The following is a 20,634-nucleotide window of genomic DNA, read 5'->3' as shown; positions in this document are numbered from 1 at the left end:
ATGACTGAGCAGAATGGCATTCCACGTCCGGAGGATGTTCCTATTCCAGAGGATGACCCGATGCCGCAACGTAGGCAGGGGTTCGGCGGGACTGAGACCCAGATCCGTGGCGCGGCGGTGTTCTTCCGTATCGCCGCGTATGCGACCGGTGTCATGTTGTTGCTGTTGGTTGTTGAGATGGTGCTGAAGTACGCGTTCAACTTGATCGCGTATGCGGGCGGCACGATGCTGCGCACGGGTGAGGCGAACGTGTTCACGTTGGCTGAGCCTGGCATGGTGGTCGATGCGTTCAACGTTTCGATTGCGGTGTTGATTGTGCACGGCTGGCTCTATGTTGTGTACTTGCTGGCGACGTTCATGTTGTGGTCCCGCATGCGGTGGGACTTGAAACAGTTGATCCTGATCGCGTTGGGCGGGGTGGTTCCGTTCCTTTCGTTTGTGATGGAGAAGAAGGTTCACCAGCAGGTTGTTGAGGAGCTTCAAAAGAATCCGCAACAGCTGCGCCGGTACTGAACGTGCGCATCGTGCACTGTAAACGCGATAGGCTTTGAACGTGACTTCTGCAGTAAATCCCCCGCATCCGCGCCCGGTGCTCGTGATCGATTATGGGGCCCAGTATGCGCAGCTGATTGCTCGGCGTGTACGTGAGGCTAACGTGTATTCGGAAGTTGTTCCGCACACGTTTTCGACCGAGCAGATCCTGGCGAAGAACCCTGTTGCCCTGATCCTGTCCGGTGGTCCGTCTTCGGTGTATGCCGACGACGCGCCGAAGGTTCCTGAGGGCTTGTTTGAGACCGGTTTGCCAACCTTGGGTATTTGTTATGGCTTCCAGGCGATGGCGAACGCTTTGGGCGGCACGGTTTCGCACACCAACCAGCGCGAGTATGGCTCGACCGCCGTGTCGTCCAAGGGCGAGACATGCACGCTCTTTGATGGCTTGCCGGATGCGCAGATCGCGTGGATGAGCCACGGGGACGCCGTGACCGAGGCGCCTGAGGGGTTCGCAGTTCTGGCGTCCACGGAGCGCACACCGGTGGCTGCTTTCGCTGACGAGGACCGCAAACTTTACGGTGTCCAGTGGCATCCAGAGGTCCAGCATTCCACGCACGGTCAGCAGCTTTTGAAGAACTTCTTGTACGAATCGGCTGGCTTGAGCCCGGACTGGACTGCGCAGTCTGTGGTCGAGGATCAGGTTGCCCGGATCCGCGAACAGATCGGCACCAAGCGCGCTATCTGTGGCTTGTCCGGTGGCGTTGATTCCGCGGTTGCTGCGGCTTTGGTTCAGCGCGCTGTGGGGGATCAGCTCACATGCGTGTATGTTGACCACGGTTTGATGCGTGCTGGTGAATCGGAAGCGATCGAGCAGGCGTTCGGTAAGGCTCACGGTGGGGCCGTGCTGAAGGTTGTTGACGCTTCCGAGGTGTTCTTGGACAAACTCAAGGGTGTCACTGACCCGGAGACCAAACGCAAGATCATCGGTGAGCAGTTCATCCGCACGTTTGAGCGTGCCCAAGCGGAGATTATCGCTGAGTCTGAAGGTGAGGACGTCGCGTTCTTGGTCCAGGGCACGCTGTACCCGGACGTTGTTGAATCCGGTGGCGGCGAAGGTGCTGCCAACATCAAGAGCCACCACAACGTGGGCGGTTTGCCGGAAGACCTTGAATTTGAGCTGGTTGAGCCGCTGCGTGAACTGTTCAAGGATGAGGTCCGTGCGGTAGGTACTGAGCTTGGTTTGCCGGATGAGATTGTTCACCGTCAACCGTTCCCCGGTCCAGGTCTTGGTATCCGCATCATTGGTGCGGTGGATAAGCGGCGTCTGGATCTGTTGCGGGAGGCCGATGCGATTGTCCGTGAGGAGATGACGAACGCCGGCCTGGATCGTGAAGTGTGGCAGATGCCGGTCGTGCTGCTCGCGGATGTTCGTTCGGTGGGTGTCCAGGGGGATAGCCGCACGTACGGACACCCGATTGTGTTGCGTCCTGTCACGAGTGAGGACGCGATGACAGCGGACTGGGCGCGCCTGCCGTATGAGCTGATCGCGAAGATCTCTAACCGCATCACGAACGAGGTCGATGGGGTCAACCGCGTGGTGGTTGACGTGACTTCGAAGCCACCGGGAACTATCGAATGGGAGTAATCCTCGCCTGAGAAGCCCCCACTGGGCAGGTTGTGGGCCCGCTTGTTGGGGTTGTGAGCGTTTCGCCGCGGCAACCGCTTGTGTTGTAGATGCATGTGTTTGCCGCGGCGTTGCGCGTTCTGCTGGCTCGCGTGAACTACCGTGGAGTATTGACGTGCCATGGAGGATGGAGTGAGTAATCAGGTGAGCGTACAGCAGACCCCCGAGACTCGTTTTCGTGACTGGGTTCAGTCGTTGAGTGGTTCGGCTGGTACGGATTCGCTGTTGCGTTTTGTTCCCACGGAGAAGAACGCGGTTGAGCTGACGCATGCCCACCGCTCTGGTTTGGCGCAGTTTCTCACGGGTCGCCGCACCCGCTTGTCCACGCTTTTGCGTGACCCGGTCCAGTACAAGCAAGCGCGTTCCACGGTGCGGGCTATAGCTACGCGTGTGCGTGAAATTTCTGAGTCCCGCGGCGTTGACGTGGGTTATGTTGCGGCTGGTTTGGTCACGTGGCGTACGCTGCGTTCGGGCCGCACAGAGTATTACTCCTCGCCGCTGATGCTGGGCCGTGTTTCGTTGCAGCGCCGTGACGGTGTTGACGATGAAGAGTTGCAGCTGATGGGCCGTGCGGTGCCTAATGAGACTCTTCTGCGGTTTCTGAATACGTCCTACGGGCTTGATATCCATCCTGATGATGTGTTGAACGCCGGGTACAGGACCGCGCGTTTCAACCCAACGGGGCCGGTGAACCTGTTGCGTGACATCGCGGCGAAAGCCAACACGAACATCGTGATTGAAGACCGCGTGTGCGTTTCGACGATTGCGACCGCTAGCGATCCGGTGGACCCATCTGTTGTTTCGGTGAACCACCCGATCATCGCGGCTCTGCTCGATGAGTTCGCCCCGGTCGATGAGGACGCGGGCGCTTCGTACGATTTGGCGACGAAGGTCGCTGACATTCAGGAGGTTGATACCGGGTATCACGAGCTCGTTGCTGACCAGCATGAAGGGGTCGCTCCCCAGCAGGCGCAGAGCCTCGTGGATGATGTCCTGACCCCGGGCGCTGATGATCGGGACCCAGCTGATGAGCTTCTGGTTACCGATGTGGATGACGACGCCTACGCGGTCTTGGATGCGGTGTCTAAGGGTAAGTCGGTCACGGTGAGTGCGCCACCGGGTTCGGAACGCATCAACTTGGCTGTCAACGCGGCGGCTCGCTTGGCGGCTGACGGTAAACGAGTTCTGATCGTTGCTGAGCGGGAGTCCACGATCCAGCAGGTCACGGAGAGGTTCGCCCGCGTGAGCCTTGACACGACGCTGGTGAAGCTTGACCGTAACGCCGATCCGGAAGTGCTGCGTGAACGGCTCACGGACGCGATCTTGCGTAACGAACGCACCCACGGAGCTGATTCTTCGGCGAACGATGCCGTGGCTCGCGCTTACCGGGGCGATCTGGTGGAGCATATCCGTTCGTTGCATTCGGTGCGTTCGCGGTGGGGCGCCTCCCCGTTGGATGCGATGCAGGAGCTTGCGCGTTTGTCTTCCGGTGAGAACGCGCCGGCAACCACTGTGCGTTTGAAGCGCTCGGTTTTGGACGCGATGCCGGACAGGGCGCCGGTGGTCGAGCAGTTGCAGCGTGTGGCTGAGCTGGGTGGCTTCTCTCAAGAGTCGCTGGATAGCCCCTGGTATGGCTCGCGGCTGCGTAACCGTGGGGAGGCCGAGGCGGCGGTTGCTTTGGTCAATGAGCTTGCGGATTCGGTCCCGGACTTGTGCGAGACTCTTGAGAACACCGCGGCTTCGACGCGGATCAAGCCCGTTGAGTCTTTCGCTCAGTGGGGCGATACGTTGCGTCTTTTGGTTGCGGTGCGGCGTAGTTTGGACCTGTTCGAACCGGATATTTTCGATAAACCGGTCGATGACTTGATCGCTGCAACAGCGCCTTCGCAGTGGCGTCGTGAACGCGGCGTTGAGATGTCTGCGATGACCCGTTCTCGTCTGCGTCGCGTCGCTAAGGAATACGTGCGCCCTGGCGTGCACATCGATGACTTGCATACGGCGCTCACTCAGGTGCGTGAGCAACGGGTTGAGTGGGAGAGCCTTGCCACTGACAACCGGTACCCTTCGATCCCGGCGGGGCTTGAGCGGGTTCTTCAGACATTCCGCAACGTGTTGAGTAGCTTGAACCAGTTGCAGTCGGTGCTGCCCGATCACGAGGCCCGGCTGGATTCCCTTCCCACGGATGCGTTGCAGCAGCGATTGGCGTTGCTGCAAGAGAAGAAGTCTGACCTGGAAACCTTGCCGGAGCGGACACTGTTGATGGAGACGTTGCGCGAGAAGGGGCTGGGTGAGCTCCTGGATGATTTCGCGCAACGCCATGTGAAGTTTGATGCTCTGGAGCAAGAGGTTGAGCTTGCATGGTGGCAGTCGGTCCTGGAAGCGATGATTTCCGGAGACGACTATCTGGCGTTGCAGAGCTCCGAGGAGCTGGAGAAGATCCGCGAGGAGTTCGAGCGCGCGGATGCTCTCCATATTGTTCAGGGCGCGGATCGGGTGGCTGCGGCACTCGCGTACCGGTGGAAGGCTGCGATCGCTGATCACCGGGTAGGTGCCCGCGATATGCGTGCGTTGCTGAAGGTGGGGGATCCGACCCCGCAGCAACTTGCGGCACTCGCTCCGGCGGTTGTGGGTTCGGCGACCCCTGTCTGGGTGGGAGCCCCGCTGTATTTGCCGACCGTTTTGCCGCGCTGGTCGCGTTTCGATGCCGCGATCTTGCTTGATGCGGAGTCGCTGGCGCTTGAGTCTTCGTTGACGACCATCAGCCGCGTTGATCAGGTTCTGGCTATCGGTGATCCGAACACGGGTGTGCCGCTGCGGTTGAACGTCGAGGTTGATAAGCCCCTCAACGCAGGCAGGGGAGAAGACACCCCGTTGAGCGCGTTCGAGGCTTTGAACCGGGTGACGTTGCGCCGTAGTTTGAGACGCAATAATCGTGTTCTGGATGAGCGTTTCATCGAGACGTTGAGCGCTCAATACGAGCAAGGAATGAAGGCTTATCCAACTCCGGCTACCGCCGAGTCCAGTGTTGAGCTGATCCGGATTGAACATCCGCATGCCCCAGCGGGCCGCGGCACCGTGACCTCGACCCCGACTGAGGTTGAGAAGGTTGTTCGGCTGGTGTTTGAGCAACTCACTCAGCATCCTCACCGTTCCCTTGCCGTGATCGCCGGTACCGCCGAGCATGCCCAGCAGTTGGCTCGTGGGATCAGCAATGCGCTTCCGCATCATCCGAACGCGATGCCCGCTTTCCAGCGGCGGTATGAGCCGTTTATTGTGACCTCGGCTGACCGTGTTGATGGTTTGCGGCGCGATAGCGTGATTTTCTCGTTGGGTTTCGCTAACAGCCCGCAGGGGCGCCAGCCTCAGCATTTTGGTGAGCTGAATAGCCGTAACGGTTTGCGGTATGTGATGACGAGCGTTTCGGCTGCACGTTCGCGACTGTATCTGGTGTGTGCTCTGCCGCTTGAGGAGCTTGAAGAGCGCATGGTTGTGGCCCACAGCGGCCCGCTCGAAGACAAGACCCCGGCGCGTTCCGGGATGGAGCTGTTGACTCGCTTGATGCGCTCGGTTGAAGAGCCGCGCACATACCAACTGTTGCGGCCTGCCTTCAAGACCGCTACCCAGACCGAAACGCCAACGCTCGCGGCAAGCTGGGAACAGCATTCTGCCGATGCGGCCCAGGGGCAGCAGTGGCATGTGGGTGCGTTGATGGCGGACTTGTCTCAACGGCTCCAGGCCTATGACCTCATCGTGATCCAGCACCCTGGTTTCGGCGTGGACATGGCGGTGTATGGGCCGGTGTGGCTCAAGACTGCGCCGCTTGCGATCAGCGTGGATTCCTCCCCGGAGTATGCGCAACAGTCGGTGCGTAGCCGCACACGTATTGTCCCTGAAGCGCTTGAGAACCGTGGGTGGAAGCCGGTCCAGCTGTGGACCATCGACGTGTTCAAAGACCCCGATGCGGTGGCTCGTGACATCGCCTCGCAACTCGGTGTTGACGTGCCTGGAGTTGAGGTTCCTGAGGTTCACATTCCTTGGCAGGAATCGGACGGGCCGGGCTCGGACGGGCAGGAATCGTGACAGGTCGGCGCCGTAGAGTCGCGGTAGTCCCACCCACACGGTTGGGTGGGAAACCGACCGACCTTGTGGGGTCCTGGGATGCTGACCTACCCGCTGATCCCGCGCAACGTAAGGGAGTTTCTCACGTCGTGGCGCCTTCGCAACGTAGCCAGGACGAAGACCCTCAACCTGGGGACGCGGCGTTGTTAGCGGAGATGCCTCCGCACTGGAGTCAGAAGCGAACCTAGACTCGGTGAACCTGACCCGGGCGAACCTAGATCCAGCGTGCCCGGCCACGGTGGACCTGGTCCCGGTGAACCTAGACTCGGCGTGCCTGGCACCCTCGATGCACCCGTATATCACTCCGTTCACGTCAGTCGCCCTTCCCTCCTGGACGGCGAATGACCAACGTGACACTTCCGCGCTGATGCGCCGCCGAAACCACCGGGGCTTGATCTTCTTTGACCTCCAGCACCACAATCGCTCCCTCGGAGTCCTGTTTACCCAAAGGGAGCCAATCGGCAGCGGTATCCGGTGAACCCGCCCACAAGACCTTGGCGCGTGCTGCGATCACCTCGGTGTGCACATCGCCCACTTCATCTGCACGCGTCAACACAACATCAACTTGATCCCCACGCCTCAAGAAGCCCGCGGAGACCGTGTGCGACAGCGAGACACCCACAGCAGCATGCCCAGGGGAGACCTCACGCAACATCTCAGAGCCAGCAATCGCCGCCTCGTGCAACGGCACCCCAGCAGGCCAATCCACCGTAAGCGACTGCCCCTCAATCACAGACGCTTGCGTCAACGCCCCCTCCGGTGCAGAACCCAGCAGTTCCACGGTTGTTAGATCCCCGGAAGTCAGCGCTTTCCCTGCCGCAACATCATGAGCCGGCGCAACAACACTGACCCGCTGCGGCGCGTGATCCGACACAATGCTCAATCCAAGCCCAACAAAGCCGAAAGCGCTCGCCGCGGCCACGAGCCGCCGATGCGAATGCCACCACTCCGCCGGCGTGCGGCGGGGCTTAGCTAGGCGCCCCGCAGAGGTGCGTGGGGTGTGGGTTCGCGAGCCAGACTGCGGTGACCGATGGTTTGAAATCAGCTTCATGCACACCAGCCTGGCCGCCACCGCTAGCCAGGGTAGGTGTGGCGCCGAAAATGTGGATGAAGCCCCGGGGTGCATGTGGTGTGAATACTGGAACAGTAGAAACACAGGAACCGGTACGGGAAACGGTTGGGTACCGCGAGCGTGAATTCGGCTGGGTTCGCCGCAATGGGTCAGCGGCCCAGCTGGTGAAGGCCTTCCGGGGTCCAGGCGTAGTTGGCCACCGCGTCCCACGGCTCGGCGGGTACATCGCCAGCCGGATACAGCTCGTCCTCGAACACAGCAGCGATCAAGACTGAGCCTTGTGGGAGGGTTTCAACGAAACGGTCATAGAATCCTCCGCCCTGCCCCAGCCGTACGCCTGCGGCATCAACGGCTAAGGCGGGCAATATGACCAGCATCGGATGCCGGGGGAGTGTCAGTTCCTTCCCGCCGGCAGGTTCCGGCACAGGTGCGACCGTTCCCGTCGTGATGGGGAGGTCCGGCGCCCAACGCACCCAGCTCATGCGAGCGCCTGGCAGGCTGCGAGGAACCGCAACACAAGCGCCTGCATCGTATAACTCGCGCATGGCGAGGGAGACATCTGGTTCGGTATCAGCTGCAATGTAGGCGAGGACCACTGGCGCTGTTCCGCCCGGCGTTACGCGCCGAGCAAGACGCAACACGTCTGGGGCATGGGCCGCAAAACCGGAGGCTGCTGACCGCCTAGCTTCGCCGCCGCGTAGGCGACGCGCAGAGCGGATCAGTGATCGCATCACCCTTTTGCTGTGTTTTTTCACAGGAAAGCTCCGGGAACATCTTGGGACAATAGTTTGTCGCCAAACTTGCGGAATTGCACTTACATTGCTGTAGTTTAGTAACAACACACCGGATGAACTCCCGTGTTCTTGTGTTCTATGTCGTTAGCGTTATTTGAGAAAAGCTTTTCGACCTATCTTCAATCTACCGAGGAGGGCGCATGACCGCAGATGCACAGCGCTCACAAGGACGCCTCAAGATCCGTTGGGGACGATTTAGCGCAGCACTGATTGGTGCCCTAGCTTTGGTGGGCGCGCCAGTTTTCGTGGGGCTCGCCGCACTGACGCCGATGAGCTGGTGGTGGCCGCTCGTCTGCTTCCTGATCGCTTTCGGAACGTTGATCACGTTACGTACGTGGGCTGTTCAGGAGCGCCGTCAAGAAGCGTGGAAGCGCGCAGCGAAACAGGTTGCCGCGCAGCACGAGCAGGGTAAACCTGCGCAGAACTCGGATGCCGCGATCAAGGCTGAGTCTTCGGAAGATAAGAAACAATCCACCGAGCAGAATACGTCCGATGCGTCCAAAATGGATGTAGAAAGCTCCGCATCCGCCGCAGGCACGGAGAACACGTCAGCCCAGCGCGGAACAGCCGCGCCTGAACAGCACAGCAACACTGAGGAGGATAGCGACGCTCAGGGGCAGTCTGCTACTGGTTCAGATGCCGAGAAAAGCGCGGAACAGGACGTAGTTGAGGAACCGGCGCCGAAAGTATCCGCCTCGGAAGTTCCGTTCGATTTCGTAGCTGATACTGAGGCGTTGCGTAAAGCTGAGGCTGAAAAGGCGGCGGCAGAAGCTGCTGCCGCCGCTGAGGATGAACTAGACGCTGATGCCGATACCGAGGCAGAAGCCGACGCCGAGACCGAAGAAGGCTCGGAGGAAGCACAGCGCGTGGCTGAAGCGACTAAGGCCGGTAAAGGCTGGGTTCCGCACAAGGTTCCGGCCCCTGGCTACGCGTCTAAGCCTGAGGCTCACCGCGAGAAGGCCGAACCGTTCCAGGCGGAGGAAGAGAAGAAGCCTGAAGAGGTTACCTCGATCCGTAAGTCTGAGCGTGAACGTGCTGAGCGTGAACGTCTCCAGGAAGCGCTGGACTTGGACGGCATCATGAGTCGCCGCAGGGCATAAAGCAGAGCACGCACGCGTGGGTTATTCCGGTGTGTGACATATCGGGGTAATCTTTGAGAGGCGTCGATCACGTTCGTGATCGGCGTCTTTTTCTTCATGATTGGATGGAAGAATGTCGGAAATCAAACAGTCAGCCAAGCTCAACAATGTTCTCTACGACATTCGCGGGCCTGTACTTAAGGAAGCGCAACGCATCGAAGAGCAGGGCAACCGGGTCCTGAAACTGAACATCGGCAACCCCGCGCCGTTCGGTTTTGAAGCGCCCGATGCGGTGTTGGTTGACATGATCCGCAACCTTCCGCACGCGCAAGGCTACTCGGATTCTAAGGGCATTTTGTCGGCCCGCACCGCTGTGAGCCAGTACTACCAGACCAAAGGTATCCAGAGCATCGGAGTGGATGACATCTACCTCGGCAACGGTGTCTCTGAACTGATCCAGTTGAGCCTCAACGCGTTGCTGAATCAGGGTGACGAGGTCCTGATCCCGGCCCCTGACTATCCGTTGTGGACCGCCGCGACCTCGCTGGCGGGTGGTAAGCCCATCCACTACATGTGCGTCGAGGAAGAAGGGTGGCTGCCGGACCTCGAGGACATGGCGAACAAGATCACCCCACGCACCAAGGGCATCGTGGTGATCAACCCGAACAACCCGACCGGTGCTGTCTATCCAAAGCACACCCTTGAGGGTATTTTGGAGCTTGCCCGCAAGCATGGACTCGTGGTTTTCGCGGACGAGATCTACGAGAAGATCACCTATGACGGCGCCCAGATGCATAACATGGCGTCGCTGTCTGATGACGTTGTGACGTTGTCATTCTCTGGGCTTTCGAAGGCCTACCGCGTGTGTGGCTACCGGTCCGGTTGGATGGCTATCTCCGGCCCTAAACACACTGCCTCCGACTACATCGAGGGCCTCGACCTGCTCACGAACATGCGTTTGTGCGCCAACGTTCCAGCGCAGCACGCGATCCAGACCGCGTTGGGCGGTTACCAGTCGATCAATGACCTGATTCTGCCCGGTGGCCGCCTCTTGGATCAGCGCGATGTGGCCTATCACCGTTTGAAAGCGATCCCGGGTGTCTCCGTTCAGCAGGCCAGCGGTTCGCTGTATCTGTTCCCTCGTCTTGACCCGGAGGTCTACCCGATCAAGGATGACGAACAGTTCGCGCTGGACCTGTTGCGGCAGCAACGCATCCTGGTCACGCAGGGCACCGGTTTCAACTGGCCGAACCCGGACCACTTCCGGCTCGTGTTCTTGCCGGGCGTGAACCTGCTCAACGAGGCTCTAGACCGGATCGAGGAATACCTCGAAGGCCTACGCGAGCGCGGCGTACGTTTCTAAGTACAGGTTTTAGGCGCCGGTTGTTCCATCTTCGGATGGGGCAGCCGGCGCCGCTGTTTCTTCCTGTTCCTCACGGCGGGCTTTAGCGGCATCGAGTTTGGCTTGCGCGCCGTCGAGCCATGCTTGGCAGCGTTGGGCGAGCTGTTCACCGCGTTCCCACAGTTCGAGGGATTCCTCAAGCGTTGCTCCGCCGGCTTCAAGCCGCTGCACGACGTTGATGAGCTCGGCTCGGGCCTGTTCATAGGACAACGTGGAGACGTCTGGGCGTTCGGTTGGGTTTTCCGTCATGTGGTGACCTCACATCGGTTGTAGTTGGTTTGGGTTAGTCCTGTGTATCTGCAGAAGCGATCCGTGCGCCTGCGGAAGTGAGCAGAAGTGTCCCATCGCTGAGCCTCGCGGTGAGTTCGCTGCCTTCGGGGGCTTGCTCGGTGTGCATGATGACGCGCCCGGTGGTGCTGTCTTGGAGCACTGAGTAGCCGCGTTCGAGTGTCTTCTGCGGGGAGAGCGAACGGACCCGGTCGAGTAAGTGCGTTACTTCTTGACGCGAATGGGTGAGTGCAGTGCGCATCGAGATTTCGAGGCGGCCCTCCCACTGACTCAGCTCGGTACGGCGTTCCTCGACCATCCGTTCAGGCTGTTTGAGCACGGGGCGGGAACGGCGGTCCTCGAGGTCGGTGCGGGCACGGGCGAGCATCGTGTTCATCGCCGCGTTAATACGCGTGAGCCCTTCGAGGATGGTCGCTTTCTCTACCGCGACGTCCGGGATGATGCGTTTGGCGGCATCCGTTGGGGTGGATGCGCGCAGGTCTGCGACGTCGTCGAGGATGGGGCGGTCGTTCTCGTGCCCGATCGCGGAAACCACGGGGGTCTGGGCGGAAGCGACGGCTCGGATGATGCGTTCATCGCTGAAACCGAGGAGGTCTTCGAGTGAGCCGCCGCCGCGCGCGATCACGATGACGTCCACCTGCGGGTCTGCATCGAGGTCTTCAAGCGCTGCGAGCACTTCGGGCACGTTGCGGGTGCCTTGGACCGCGACGTGCCGGACCTCGAACGCGACGGCCGGCCAACGCAGCTCAGCGTTGCGTAGCACGTCCTTCTCCGCATCGGAGTGTGCGCCTGTGATCAGACCGATGCGTTGCGGAAGGAACGGGATCGGTTTCTTACGGTCGGGATCGAACAGGCCCTCTGCGGCGAGTGAGCGACGGAGCTTTTCAAGCCGGAGCAAGAGCTCGCCTTCGCCCACGGGCTTCATGTCGGTGACCCGCATCGATAGGCGGCCGGTCTTGAGCCAGAAGTTCGGCTTGATGCGTGCCACGACACGCTGCCCAACGTCGGGCCGGGTTTCCAGCGAGCGTGCGACGTCACCCCAGATCGCAAGCGATAGGGACGCTTCCTCTTCGAGGTCACGCATGGTCGCGAAGACAGAACCGCGCCGATGGTTGACCTCGATGAGCTGGCCTTCGACCCACGTATTGGAGACACGTTCGATGTGGGTTTTAAGGTTGTGCGCAAAGTAGCTGAGCGGCCACGGATTTTCGTCAGTGGTTTCCGCGGCGGTGGGTGCCAAGGTGCGCTGCGGGTCGGGGGTGGGCACGGCTTCGGTATGTGGAAGCTGCAGCGCCGCGTCGAGTGCTTGAGGCCCACCAGGTGCTTGAGGATCACCGGATGGTTGAGGCGCATCGGGTGTTTCGGTCATGCCCGTGTGTTTCCTTCCCGTTGGTGCATACACACCATTAGACCTGATTATGAGGGGGTTCGGCTAAGCATGTGGATAGGATCTTGTTTATCCACACCGTAGAACCCTGAGATGGGATGTTGAACTGTGCGTAATGTTTTGGCTGTCTTCCTTGCGGCGGTAGCTGCCGTGTGCGGTGCTTTCGCGTGGGCCGGTTTCCGGGTCGATGGGTTCTTAGGGCATCCGGACGAGATCAAGCAGTTGTACGGGCCGGTGATTGATGATCCGCAGGTGCGTGAACGGTTGACGAAGAACGCGAACGAGACACTGTTCCAGAACATTAACGTGCAAAACTCTGAGCTGGAACGGCTGCTTGAAGAACCGTTGGGCAAGGTTGTCAATACGGTTTTGGATACTCCGGAGGCACACAGTGCGTGGCTGCAAAGCCTGGATGAGTCCCGTGCAGCCTATGTTGATCAGGTGCGTTCGGGGCATGCTTCCGCTGGCGACATTCCGTTGATTCTAGATCCGTTTGCGAAGCAAGTGAACCGCAAGGTTGAGCAGGTGCTTGATCAGTCGACGGAACAGGTCCCGGGGCTACGTTCGGTGATCCCTAAGTCTGGTGCTGTGTTTGGGGATCAGTGGCGCATGCGGTTCAGTATTACGGAGCAGATCCCTATTTCAGCGGTCGGGATCCCGATGTTGACGATGCAGGTGCAGCAGTCCGCGCATTGGGAGGCATACGCGGTGGTGTCTGCCGCATCGTTCATTCTTGCGTTGCTGATTGCGCGGCGCCGAGCGGTACCGTTCGTGGCGGCCGGGGTTGTGGCATTGGCGTTCGGTGCGTTGGTTTTGGGGCTGACCGGCATGTTGGATACCTCTGCTCGTGTGGTTTCGGAGCCGTTGGCGCGTCCGTTCATTCTGGGTATTAGGGATGTGACGTCTTCGATCGGTCTGCCTGTGACTGCGGCCGGCGGTGGGCTGCTTGTGTTGGGGCTGATTGGTTTGGCGGTGGGCCGTGCTCGGCGGCGGTCGGTAGAATACTGAAGTATGTCGAGTGCTGCTGTTTCTTTGGGGTTACCTCCGGTTCCGCGTGTGCGCCGTTCTCGTGAAGAGGTTGAGGCTGCGGCTGAGGTGAGTGGGCCAAAGCGTGTGCTTTTGGCTGAGCCGCGTGGTTATTGCGCGGGTGTTGACCGTGCGGTCATCACGGTTGAGAAGGCTTTGGAACATTTCGGTCCGCCGATCTATGTGCGTAAGCAGATTGTGCATAACCGTCACGTTGTTGAGACGTTGGAGGAACGCGGCGCGATCTTCGTGGAGGAGACCGACGAGGTACCTGAGGGCGCGATGGTGGTTTTCTCTGCGCATGGTGTTTCCCCTGCTGTGCACGAGGAAGCGGCGCAGAGGAATTTGCGCACGATTGATGCGACGTGCCCTTTGGTGACGAAGGTTCACCGTGAGGCGGTGCGTTTCGCGAAGGCTGGTCAAGAGATTCTCTTGATTGGTCATGATGGACACGAAGAGGTTGAGGGCACCTACGGTGAGGCGCCTGTGGTGACCACGATCGTGAACGACGTTGAGGAGGCCCGCACGGTTCAGGTGAAGAACCCTGATTCGGTGCGGTGGCTGTCTCAGACAACGTTGTCGGTTGACGAGACAATGGAGATCGTGGAGATTCTGCGTGAGCGTTTCCCTAATCTCCAGGACCCGCCATCGGACGATATTTGTTATGCGACCACGAACCGGCAGTCTGCCATTAAGGAGCTGGCGCCGCGCGCTGACTTGGTGATTGTGGTCGGGTCGACGAACTCGTCCAACTCGGTCCGGTTGGTTGAGGTCGCGTTGCAGTACGGCGCTAAGCGTGCGGAGCTGGTGGACTTTGCGCGTGAGGTGGATGAGTCCTGGTTTGAGGGCGTTGCCACGGTAGGCGTTTCTTCGGGTGCTTCTGTTCCTGATGTTTTGGTTCAGGAGGTTCTGGATCTTCTGGCTGAGTACGGTTATGACGTTGTCGAGCCGGTTGTGACGGCGGAGGAGGACATCTTGTTCTCGCTACCGAAGGAGCTTCGCGTGAAGTTGCGTGAGGACGGCGACGATTCCCGCGTGCTAGGTGGCCGCGGCGCACGCCCAACCACATAGCCTTTGCGACATAGGGCTAGTCATTGACGTGCGGGGTCGGGTTGGCACTGGCGTCGAGGGCGGCGAGGTTGTTTTCGGCGTTGGTTGGCCCGATGGCTGGGTCGAGTTCTTGGATGCGCCGCAGGCTCGGTAGTAGCCGTACGTTCATGGAGCTGAGGATCCGGTTGTAGCTTTCAACGCTGTGGTTGAGGGCTTTACCGTGTTCGTTGAAATGCCCGAGCACGATCCCGATGCGTTCGTGCAGTGTTTTCGCTTCCTTGTAGAGGGCGTTCGCGTTGTCGGTGAGTTGGTGTTGACGCCATGACACGGCGAGCCCTTTGAGGATCGCAAGCAACGTGTTGGGGGATGCGAGAACAACGTTGTTCGCAAACGCGGTGTCGAGTAGTTGCGGCCGGACATCGAGCGCACGCGACAGCATCGATTCGGCGGGCACGAAGCACACGACGACATCTGGGCTACCCTCGAGCACGGTCTGGTAGGAGCGTTTGCTGAGCTCTTTGATGCGGTCTTCGAGCACTTTGGCCGTGGTGAGCTCGTATTCGCGTTGGTCACTGAAGGTTTCGGCGTCTGGGAATGGAGCTTTAGCGTCCACAGCGATGTTCCCTTTGCCTGGCAGGTGCACGACCATGTCTGGCCTGCCCCCTGGTGCTTCGTCGCGGGAGCGTACGGAGGCTTGTTCGGTGAAATCGACGTGGCGGGTCATCCCGGCTAGCTCGACGATGCGGCGCAGCTGAATCTCGCCCCACGAGCCGCGTTTGGAGGTGTCTTTGAGCGCCCCGGCGAGCGCTGTGGTTGTGGTGAGCAGTTTCTGGTCGTGCTCTATTAGGTGGCGTAACTGTTCCTGGAGGGTTGCGTCGTGCCGGTTGCGTTGCTTTTCCATGCTGTTGACGGTGATCCCGAGCTCGTGGAGCTTGGTCGTCATGGGTGCCAGCGTGCGCAGGATCTGGTTCTCGGTGTTCTCCTGCTCGGCCTTCTGCGCTTCGTACTCAGCTTGGGTGCGTTCTAGAACGTCGGCTCGCCCGAGTGCTCCCGCGGCCTCTGCGCGGGCACGGGATTCGGCTTCATGTGCTTGTTCGAGCCCGGAGCGCAACTGATCCACGGTGGAGCGTAACCGCTCGATCTCGCCTCGCTCCGCGGAACCCGGGCCCCAACGAAGTGCGGCGAACGCGCCAAGAACAAGTCCGATAATGAGCGCGAGAACCGCCAAAAGAATTGAAATAGCCTCCATGCCTCTAGCTTCTCAAGACCCCCTGACAGTTTGAAACGCGGCACAGGTTTTTGCGGAAACGTGGCATGAGCTTTCCTGCAATGCAGCGGTGGTTCCCTCCATTTAGAGGGAACCACCGCATCGGTTATGTAGCCAGCCTTAGCTACTAGCTGGAGCCGGCTGGTTGTGCCTAGCTTGTGTGGCTAGGTCAGCGTGTGCGTCGCCGCAACATCCATGCCATGGCTGCGCCGCCCATCGTGAGGGCTACGGCTGCCAGGCCGAGGGCTGTGACATCAGCGCCGGTTGCCGCGAGAGCCACAGCGGGGCGGTTCGGTTGGTGCTGTCGAGGGCTGGTATCGCCGGCACCCGTAGCCCCGTTACCCGTAGCCCCGGCGCCCGCGGAGTCACCATCCGGTGCCTTACCCGGACCGCCTGGCCCGCCCGGCTTACCCGGCGCAATAGGTTTAGCAGGTGCGCTTGGCTTAGCGGGTGTGCCCGACTTGCCCGAATCATCTGGCTTGCCCGGCGCCGCATCGTCGCCAGGTTTACCCGGCTTCCCCGGTTCGCCTGGCTTCCCCGGTTCGCCCGGCTTTTCGGGTTCGACGTCGGTGCCTGGGTTGTCTGGTTTCTCGATGTCGCAGTCGCCGCCTTGGATGGTGACGCGTTGCAGCGCGGAGTAGTGCTTGGCGCCGTATGGGTCGGTTGTTAGAACGTAGATGGTGTGGTCGCCGTCGCTGAGGTTTTCAACGGAAACCTTGGCTTCGGTGTCGGATTCGACGTTTTCTACCGACCCGAGTTCCTTCGCGGTGAGCACGTCCACGCGTGCCTTGGCTGTGGTGAGGGACTTGGTTCTCGCTTCGAGGCCTAAGGCGTCGTAGCTGAGCGTGAACTCTTGGTGTTCTGGCTCCAGCGTCGCGTCTTCGGCGTTGTATTGCTTCAGCGATGGCGAGAAGGTGCGGACTTTCACGTGCTGGCCCTTGTTGTCGAAGTGCATGAGCCGTAGGAAGCCTTGGCCGCCTTCGGGTAGCGCCTGGTAGTCGAACAGCATCTGGGTTACGGTGCGTTCGGCTTCGCCGTCGCCGTTGTCATCGAAGCGGTCCACTCGCGTGTAGGCATCGTGGTAGTGGCCGCTCATCACGGCGCGGACGTTCGGGTTCGGGGTGATCACCTCGTCGTAGATCCTTTGCGGGATCGGGCCGAGCCCACCGGTGGTGAGCATGTATTCGTGGAGGTTGATGATCGCGGTGCGTTCAGGGTATGCCTTGAGCACTTCGTTCATCCACGCGATCTCTTCATCGCCTGGGGCCCAACCCATGTAGAGCATGATGAAGTCGTGGCCGCCTGCGGTGATGAGGTCGTAGTGGCCGCGGTTGTTCTGGTATGAGCCGCCATACCACGGGTTGTGTGCAAAGCGGTGGGCACCGAAGTTCTTGGAGTATTCGGTGAAGTCGTTGCTCATGTGCCCGACGTCGTGGTTACCGGCGAGCACGCCGTAGGGGAGGCCGGCGTCATCGAGCATCTTGTAGGCCTTGTTGGCGTTGTCCCACTGGAACTGTTGCTCGGCTTTATCGACGATGTCGCCGGTGTGGAAGAGGTACTGCAGGTTGAGCGGTTCGCGGCGTTCCAGCAGATAGTTGTGGATGGCGATCTGGTGGTCGTAGAAGGACTCGTTGTAGTACTGGGTGTCGGTTTCCCACGCGAAGGTGAAGTCGTATTCGCTGCGTGGGGTGTCGTCTGGGTGGTATGGCTCTACGGCGCTGTCGCGTCCGGAGAGGTTAGGCCCGGCCCAGCCTTCGGAGTGTTGGACTACGGCGCGGATTTCGCCGTCTACGGCGTGTTCACCTAGCGGCACCATCGCCTCGAGTGTGGCTTCGCCGGTTTTCTTGTCGGTGAGTGCCACATCGACTTCTTGGTAGGCGTTGGTTGCCGTGTTCCACACGAGCAGGCGGATGCGGGCGCCGGGGTCGGTTGTGCCTTCCCATGCGACGCGTACGAGGGCGTCCTTGCCGGCGTCTTCCGGTACCGCGGTGGTGAACGCGTGGAATGGAAGCTCAGTGTCCGATGTGGTGGTGCCCCCGGCAGTGAGCGTGTCGCCGTTCCGTTCGGTTTGGTTGGCGTTGTTGACGGTTCCGCTCACAGCTGTGAGGGTCTCGTTTTCGAGGCTTGAGGTGTGGCCTTCGCGGAAGGACACGGTGAGTGGGTCACCGCTCGGGTCAGATACGCGGGCTGTCAGTGAGCCTGGGGTGCAGACGTTGAGGATGGCGCCGGCTTGGTTGGAGATGGTTCCGTTGGGTTGTTCAACGGGGGTGGTGAAGGTCAGGGTCCGTTTGGATACGTTGCCGATCTTGTCTTTGGCGGTGATTTCCAGGGTGTGGGTGCCGGCTGGCATGGTCACGCTGGAGAGTTCGGTGCCGTTGTCGATCTTTTCGCCGTTGAGGGTGGCTTCGATCGTGTCGAGTCCGGAGCCTTTATCCGTTGCGTCGAAGTCGATGGTGAAGCCGCCGCGTTTCTCTTCTCCGTCCTTTACGGATGTGGTGATGGCGGGGGCTGTGTTGTCGACTTTGATGGTTCGTTCGGTGCGGGTGCCGTCGGGACTGGTTCCGCACACGGTGTGTTCGCCGTCGGCCACGGTGGTGGAGTCCCATTGGGCGGCCTGGGCGTTGTAGGCGTCTTCTGGGATGGTGAAGAGCGCTTCGAGGACTTCGACTTTGCCGGTAGAGTCACCCATCTGGATGATTTGGGTGGGGTCCTCCCAACCTGGTGCCCGGAGGGTGCGGCCGTCGGGGAGGACGAGCCGGACGTTGCGGACCACGAAGTCGTCGTTGTTTTCGTTCGGGTCTGGGCCTGGTGCGGCTTTCGTGCCGGCGGCGATGTCGACCTGGAGTGGTTTTCCGGCGGTCACGTAGGTGAGTGGCACATCGGTTGAGACGGTGGCCCATTCGGCGTAGGTGCCTTCGTCGAAGATGTGGAGGACGTCGCCGTCGACGAGCACACCGTTGCGGAAGAAGGTGTCAGTTTGGGAGGTTTCGAACGCGAAGGTCGGTGCTTTTTCGAGTGAAGCGTGGGTATCGGTGAGTGGCTTGTCGTTGACGCAGACCCCGAGTTTTTCGCCCGGGGTGTCAGATGCCACCGAGATGGGGACGGTTCCGCGCACGAACTCACCATCTTTGACGTTGAGCCGCATCGGATCCGTGTTGACGCCATCGAGCGGGATACGCACCTTTTCGGTGGTGGTTTCGTTGGTTCCGTCGCTTGCGGTGACGGTGTATTCGAAGTAGCGCTTACCGAGCAGGTCTGCTTTCGGGATGGTGAACGTATAGTTTCCGTCGCCGTTGTTGGTGACGTTGTGGACCTGCGGTTCGGGATCGGCGTTGGAGGAGAGGGTGAGCTCTACTCGGCGTACCTGGACGTTGTCGGTGATCTTGAACTTCAGTTCACCGTTCTTGTTGGGGTCCAGTGACTTAGGGCTCTGGTCTTTGATGACCGGGGCTTCAGCATCTTCCGGGATGTCGATGACGCTGCCGGGAGCTTGTTCTGGCTTGATGGAGCCCGGGGTTGCCGCGCTCTTTTCGAGGATGTTCGCGTTACCCGGATCATCAGGGTTGGCGGCGTAGTGGATGCCGATGTCTTTGGCTGGGTCTTTCTCGCCGGTCACGTTGTAGTTGACGCGGTGGACTTTCTCACCCGTGCGGGTGCGCAGTTCCATACCGCGGGGGCTTCCGTTGGCCATGCCGGCGGACTTGTTCTCAACCAGGGTGAAGTCTTCGAGGTTGACCCCGTAATGCTTCGCGAAGTCTTCCGCGCTCAGGTTGTCGTTAGGCCCGTTTTTGATCCATACGACCACGGTTTTACCCGGCTCAACCACCGCATCGTGCGGTTCCATCGGCCATTCAGCGGAGTTAGTGATGGTGAGGTCGTTGAGGATATAGAGGTAGTGGAGCTGGTAGTCGCGCAGGTTGATCGCGGTGTTGGTGGGGTTGTAGATCTCAATGAACTCGTATCCATCCGAGCCACCAACGTTGGTCGAATCCGGGACGAGCTCCGTGATCAGCAGCTTGCCGAGGTTACCTGCCGCCGGGGCAGGTTCCTTGCTCGGGTCAGCAGATTCCGAAGGCGACGCTGAACCCGACGGCGACTCCGACGGGCCGTCGGAAGAGGACTCGGATGGCTGCTCGGACGCAGACTCGGTTGGTTCCGTGGTCTCAGCTGGGGATTCAGCATCCGTTGGTGCTGCCGATTCGTTCGGCTCTGCTGGCTGGCTCGGCTCTGCGGTCTCGCCGGGTTCTGCAACATCGCTCGGTTCGGCGGTTTCTGTTGAGGTGAACGCTCGGGTGAGTTCTTTACCTTGCGAGTCGGAGATGCGAAGGCCGAACGTCTTCTCTACCTTGCTTTCCAGGCCGTGCGCGATCTCAACACGGGCTGAGTCTTTGAGCTTCCACGCTTTCTTGAAAGCCGCGATGTCTTCCTGCGTTGCCTGTGGCTTGCCGGAGGCCTTGGCGCCGTCGCGTGCCTCAGCGGATGCCTCGCCAGCCGCTTCGGAGGCGTTCTCGCGTTGCGGGGTCAGCCACAGCACAACCTTCTCGTTAGGTTTGATGGTGACGGGCGCATCGACCTCAAGCTCAACATCGTTGGCCGTCTTTGTGGTGTCTTCGGTGATATAGCTGAGGTTGAGGCCGTCTTTACCGATCGTGACTGGCTTAGAGCCGGGGTTGGTCAGCTCGACGAAAGGGTAGTCGCGCGTCGTGGTGTTGTCGTTGCCGCTATCGAGTTCGGTCACGGTGAGCGGCGCAGTATCTGCGTCTGGCTGGACGAGCTGATCAGCCCGCAGCGTGTGTGCGGCGCTGCTTGCTGCCGATGCGGTGGCCGGCGCGAGGATGGGCGCGGATGCGAGCGAGAAACTTAAGACCGCTGCGGCAAGGACCTTGTTGGTGTTGCTGTTGCGGCGAGAGGTGAACCTCGAAGGTTTCATGTCCTTCACTTTCGGGTGGAGTGTCAAGGTCAGGGACACTCCAA

13 protein-coding genes are annotated in these 20,634 nt (G+C 60.3%); 7 read left to right on the top strand and 6 right to left on the bottom strand.

Annotation, left to right across the window (positions count from 1 at the left end; all coding sequences use genetic code 11):
• From J2S67_RS06540 to J2S67_RS06530, 3 genes are all read left to right on the top strand, one after another.
• A complete protein-coding gene (locus tag J2S67_RS06540) occupies positions 1 to 513 on the top strand; it encodes a DUF3817 domain-containing protein (RefSeq protein ID WP_083285529.1) in 513 nt (170 codons plus the stop codon).
• 34 nt (positions 514 to 547) lie between these two features.
• Positions 548 to 2,137: a glutamine-hydrolyzing GMP synthase gene (gene guaA / locus J2S67_RS06535; RefSeq protein WP_407682069.1), complete on the top strand. Its 1,590-nt coding sequence runs from the start codon at positions 548 to 550 to the stop codon at positions 2,135 to 2,137.
• Positions 2,138 to 2,308: 171 nt separating this feature from the next.
• Entirely contained in the window at positions 2,309 to 6,256 is a 3,948-nt protein-coding gene (locus tag J2S67_RS06530) for a DUF4011 domain-containing protein (RefSeq protein WP_310247408.1), read from the top strand.
• 352 nt (positions 6,257 to 6,608) lie between these two features.
• Here J2S67_RS06530 and cpaB read toward each other — a convergent pair whose 3' ends face one another.
• Together cpaB and J2S67_RS06520 are read right to left on the bottom strand one after the other, a co-directional pair.
• Positions 6,609 to 7,346: a Flp pilus assembly protein CpaB gene (cpaB, locus tag J2S67_RS06525; protein WP_239446604.1), complete on the bottom strand. Its 738-nt coding sequence runs from the start codon at positions 7,344 to 7,346 to the stop codon at positions 6,609 to 6,611.
• A 170-nt stretch (positions 7,347 to 7,516) separates the two neighbouring features.
• Positions 7,517 to 8,098 (bottom strand): 5-formyltetrahydrofolate cyclo-ligase, encoded by a 582-nt coding sequence (locus J2S67_RS06520; protein ID WP_310247405.1) that lies wholly within the window; start codon positions 8,096 to 8,098, stop codon positions 7,517 to 7,519.
• 203 nt (positions 8,099 to 8,301) lie between these two features.
• Here J2S67_RS06520 and J2S67_RS06515 point away from each other — a divergent pair, with 203 nt between their 5' ends.
• Complete coding sequence (locus J2S67_RS06515; RefSeq protein WP_070507772.1) at positions 8,302 to 9,261, top strand: UbiA family prenyltransferase; 960 nt, start codon at positions 8,302 to 8,304, stop codon at positions 9,259 to 9,261.
• A gap of 112 nt (positions 9,262 to 9,373) precedes the next feature.
• The gene (locus tag J2S67_RS06510) at positions 9,374 to 10,603 is read left to right on the top strand and encodes a pyridoxal phosphate-dependent aminotransferase (protein WP_070507771.1); all 1,230 of its coding nucleotides are present in this window, start codon (positions 9,374 to 9,376) and stop codon (positions 10,601 to 10,603) included.
• A gap of 9 nt (positions 10,604 to 10,612) precedes the next feature.
• On the opposite strand, the gene J2S67_RS06505 is transcribed toward J2S67_RS06510, so the two are convergent.
• On the bottom strand, positions 10,613 to 10,891 hold the full coding sequence (locus tag J2S67_RS06505; RefSeq protein ID WP_035754326.1) for an exodeoxyribonuclease VII small subunit: 279 nt from the start codon (positions 10,889 to 10,891) through the stop codon (positions 10,613 to 10,615).
• A gap of 34 nt (positions 10,892 to 10,925) precedes the next feature.
• On the bottom strand, positions 10,926 to 12,299 hold the full coding sequence (xseA, locus tag J2S67_RS06500; protein WP_310247399.1) for an exodeoxyribonuclease VII large subunit: 1,374 nt from the start codon (positions 12,297 to 12,299) through the stop codon (positions 10,926 to 10,928).
• A gap of 126 nt (positions 12,300 to 12,425) precedes the next feature.
• Here xseA and J2S67_RS06495 point away from each other — a divergent pair, with 126 nt between their 5' ends.
• Both J2S67_RS06495 and J2S67_RS06490 read left to right on the top strand, forming a co-directional pair.
• Positions 12,426 to 13,325, top strand: a complete 900-nt coding sequence (locus tag J2S67_RS06495) for a hypothetical protein (RefSeq protein WP_035754325.1) — start codon at positions 12,426 to 12,428, stop codon at positions 13,323 to 13,325.
• A gap of 3 nt (positions 13,326 to 13,328) precedes the next feature.
• A complete protein-coding gene (locus J2S67_RS06490; RefSeq protein ID WP_310247394.1) occupies positions 13,329 to 14,414 on the top strand; it encodes a 4-hydroxy-3-methylbut-2-enyl diphosphate reductase in 1,086 nt (361 codons plus the stop codon).
• A gap of 16 nt (positions 14,415 to 14,430) precedes the next feature.
• Here J2S67_RS06490 and J2S67_RS06485 read toward each other — a convergent pair whose 3' ends face one another.
• A complete protein-coding gene (locus J2S67_RS06485) occupies positions 14,431 to 15,642 on the bottom strand; it encodes a DNA recombination protein RmuC (protein ID WP_310247391.1) in 1,212 nt (403 codons plus the stop codon).
• A gap of 187 nt (positions 15,643 to 15,829) precedes the next feature.
• On the bottom strand, positions 15,830 to 20,590 hold the full coding sequence (locus tag J2S67_RS06480) for a lamin tail domain-containing protein (protein ID WP_310247389.1): 4,761 nt from the start codon (positions 20,588 to 20,590) through the stop codon (positions 15,830 to 15,832).
• Positions 20,591 to 20,634 lie beyond the last annotated feature (44 nt).

The sequence above is a fragment of the Pseudoglutamicibacter albus genome (assembly GCF_031458175.1).
In the GTDB taxonomy this organism is placed as follows: Bacteria; Actinomycetota; Actinomycetes; order Actinomycetales; family Micrococcaceae; genus Pseudoglutamicibacter; species Pseudoglutamicibacter albus.
This window is presented reverse-complemented; position numbering and strand designations above follow the sequence as displayed.

What these genes read in the sequence shown, in the direction of transcription:
- J2S67_RS06485 (WP_310247391.1), bottom strand. Translation starts at nt 15,642, where the DNA reads ATGGAGGCTATTTCAATTCTTTTGGCGGTTCTCGCGCTCATTATCGGA.
- xseA (WP_310247399.1), bottom strand. Translation starts at nt 12,299, where the DNA reads ATGACCGAAACACCCGATGCGCCTCAACCATCCGGTGATCCTCAAGCA.
- J2S67_RS06520 (WP_310247405.1), bottom strand. Translation starts at nt 8,098, where the DNA reads ATGCGATCACTGATCCGCTCTGCGCGTCGCCTACGCGGCGGCGAAGCT.
- J2S67_RS06515 (WP_070507772.1), top strand. Translation starts at nt 8,302, where the DNA reads ATGACCGCAGATGCACAGCGCTCACAAGGACGCCTCAAGATCCGTTGG.
- cpaB (WP_239446604.1), bottom strand. Translation starts at nt 7,346, where the DNA reads ATGAAGCTGATTTCAAACCATCGGTCACCGCAGTCTGGCTCGCGAACC.
- J2S67_RS06480 (WP_310247389.1), bottom strand. Translation starts at nt 20,590, where the DNA reads ATGAAACCTTCGAGGTTCACCTCTCGCCGCAACAGCAACACCAACAAG.
- J2S67_RS06510 (WP_070507771.1), top strand. Translation starts at nt 9,374, where the DNA reads ATGTCGGAAATCAAACAGTCAGCCAAGCTCAACAATGTTCTCTACGAC.
- J2S67_RS06505 (WP_035754326.1), bottom strand. Translation starts at nt 10,891, where the DNA reads ATGACGGAAAACCCAACCGAACGCCCAGACGTCTCCACGTTGTCCTAT.
- J2S67_RS06490 (WP_310247394.1), top strand. Translation starts at nt 13,329, where the DNA reads ATGTCGAGTGCTGCTGTTTCTTTGGGGTTACCTCCGGTTCCGCGTGTG.
- J2S67_RS06540 (WP_083285529.1), top strand. Translation starts at nt 1, where the DNA reads ATGACTGAGCAGAATGGCATTCCACGTCCGGAGGATGTTCCTATTCCA.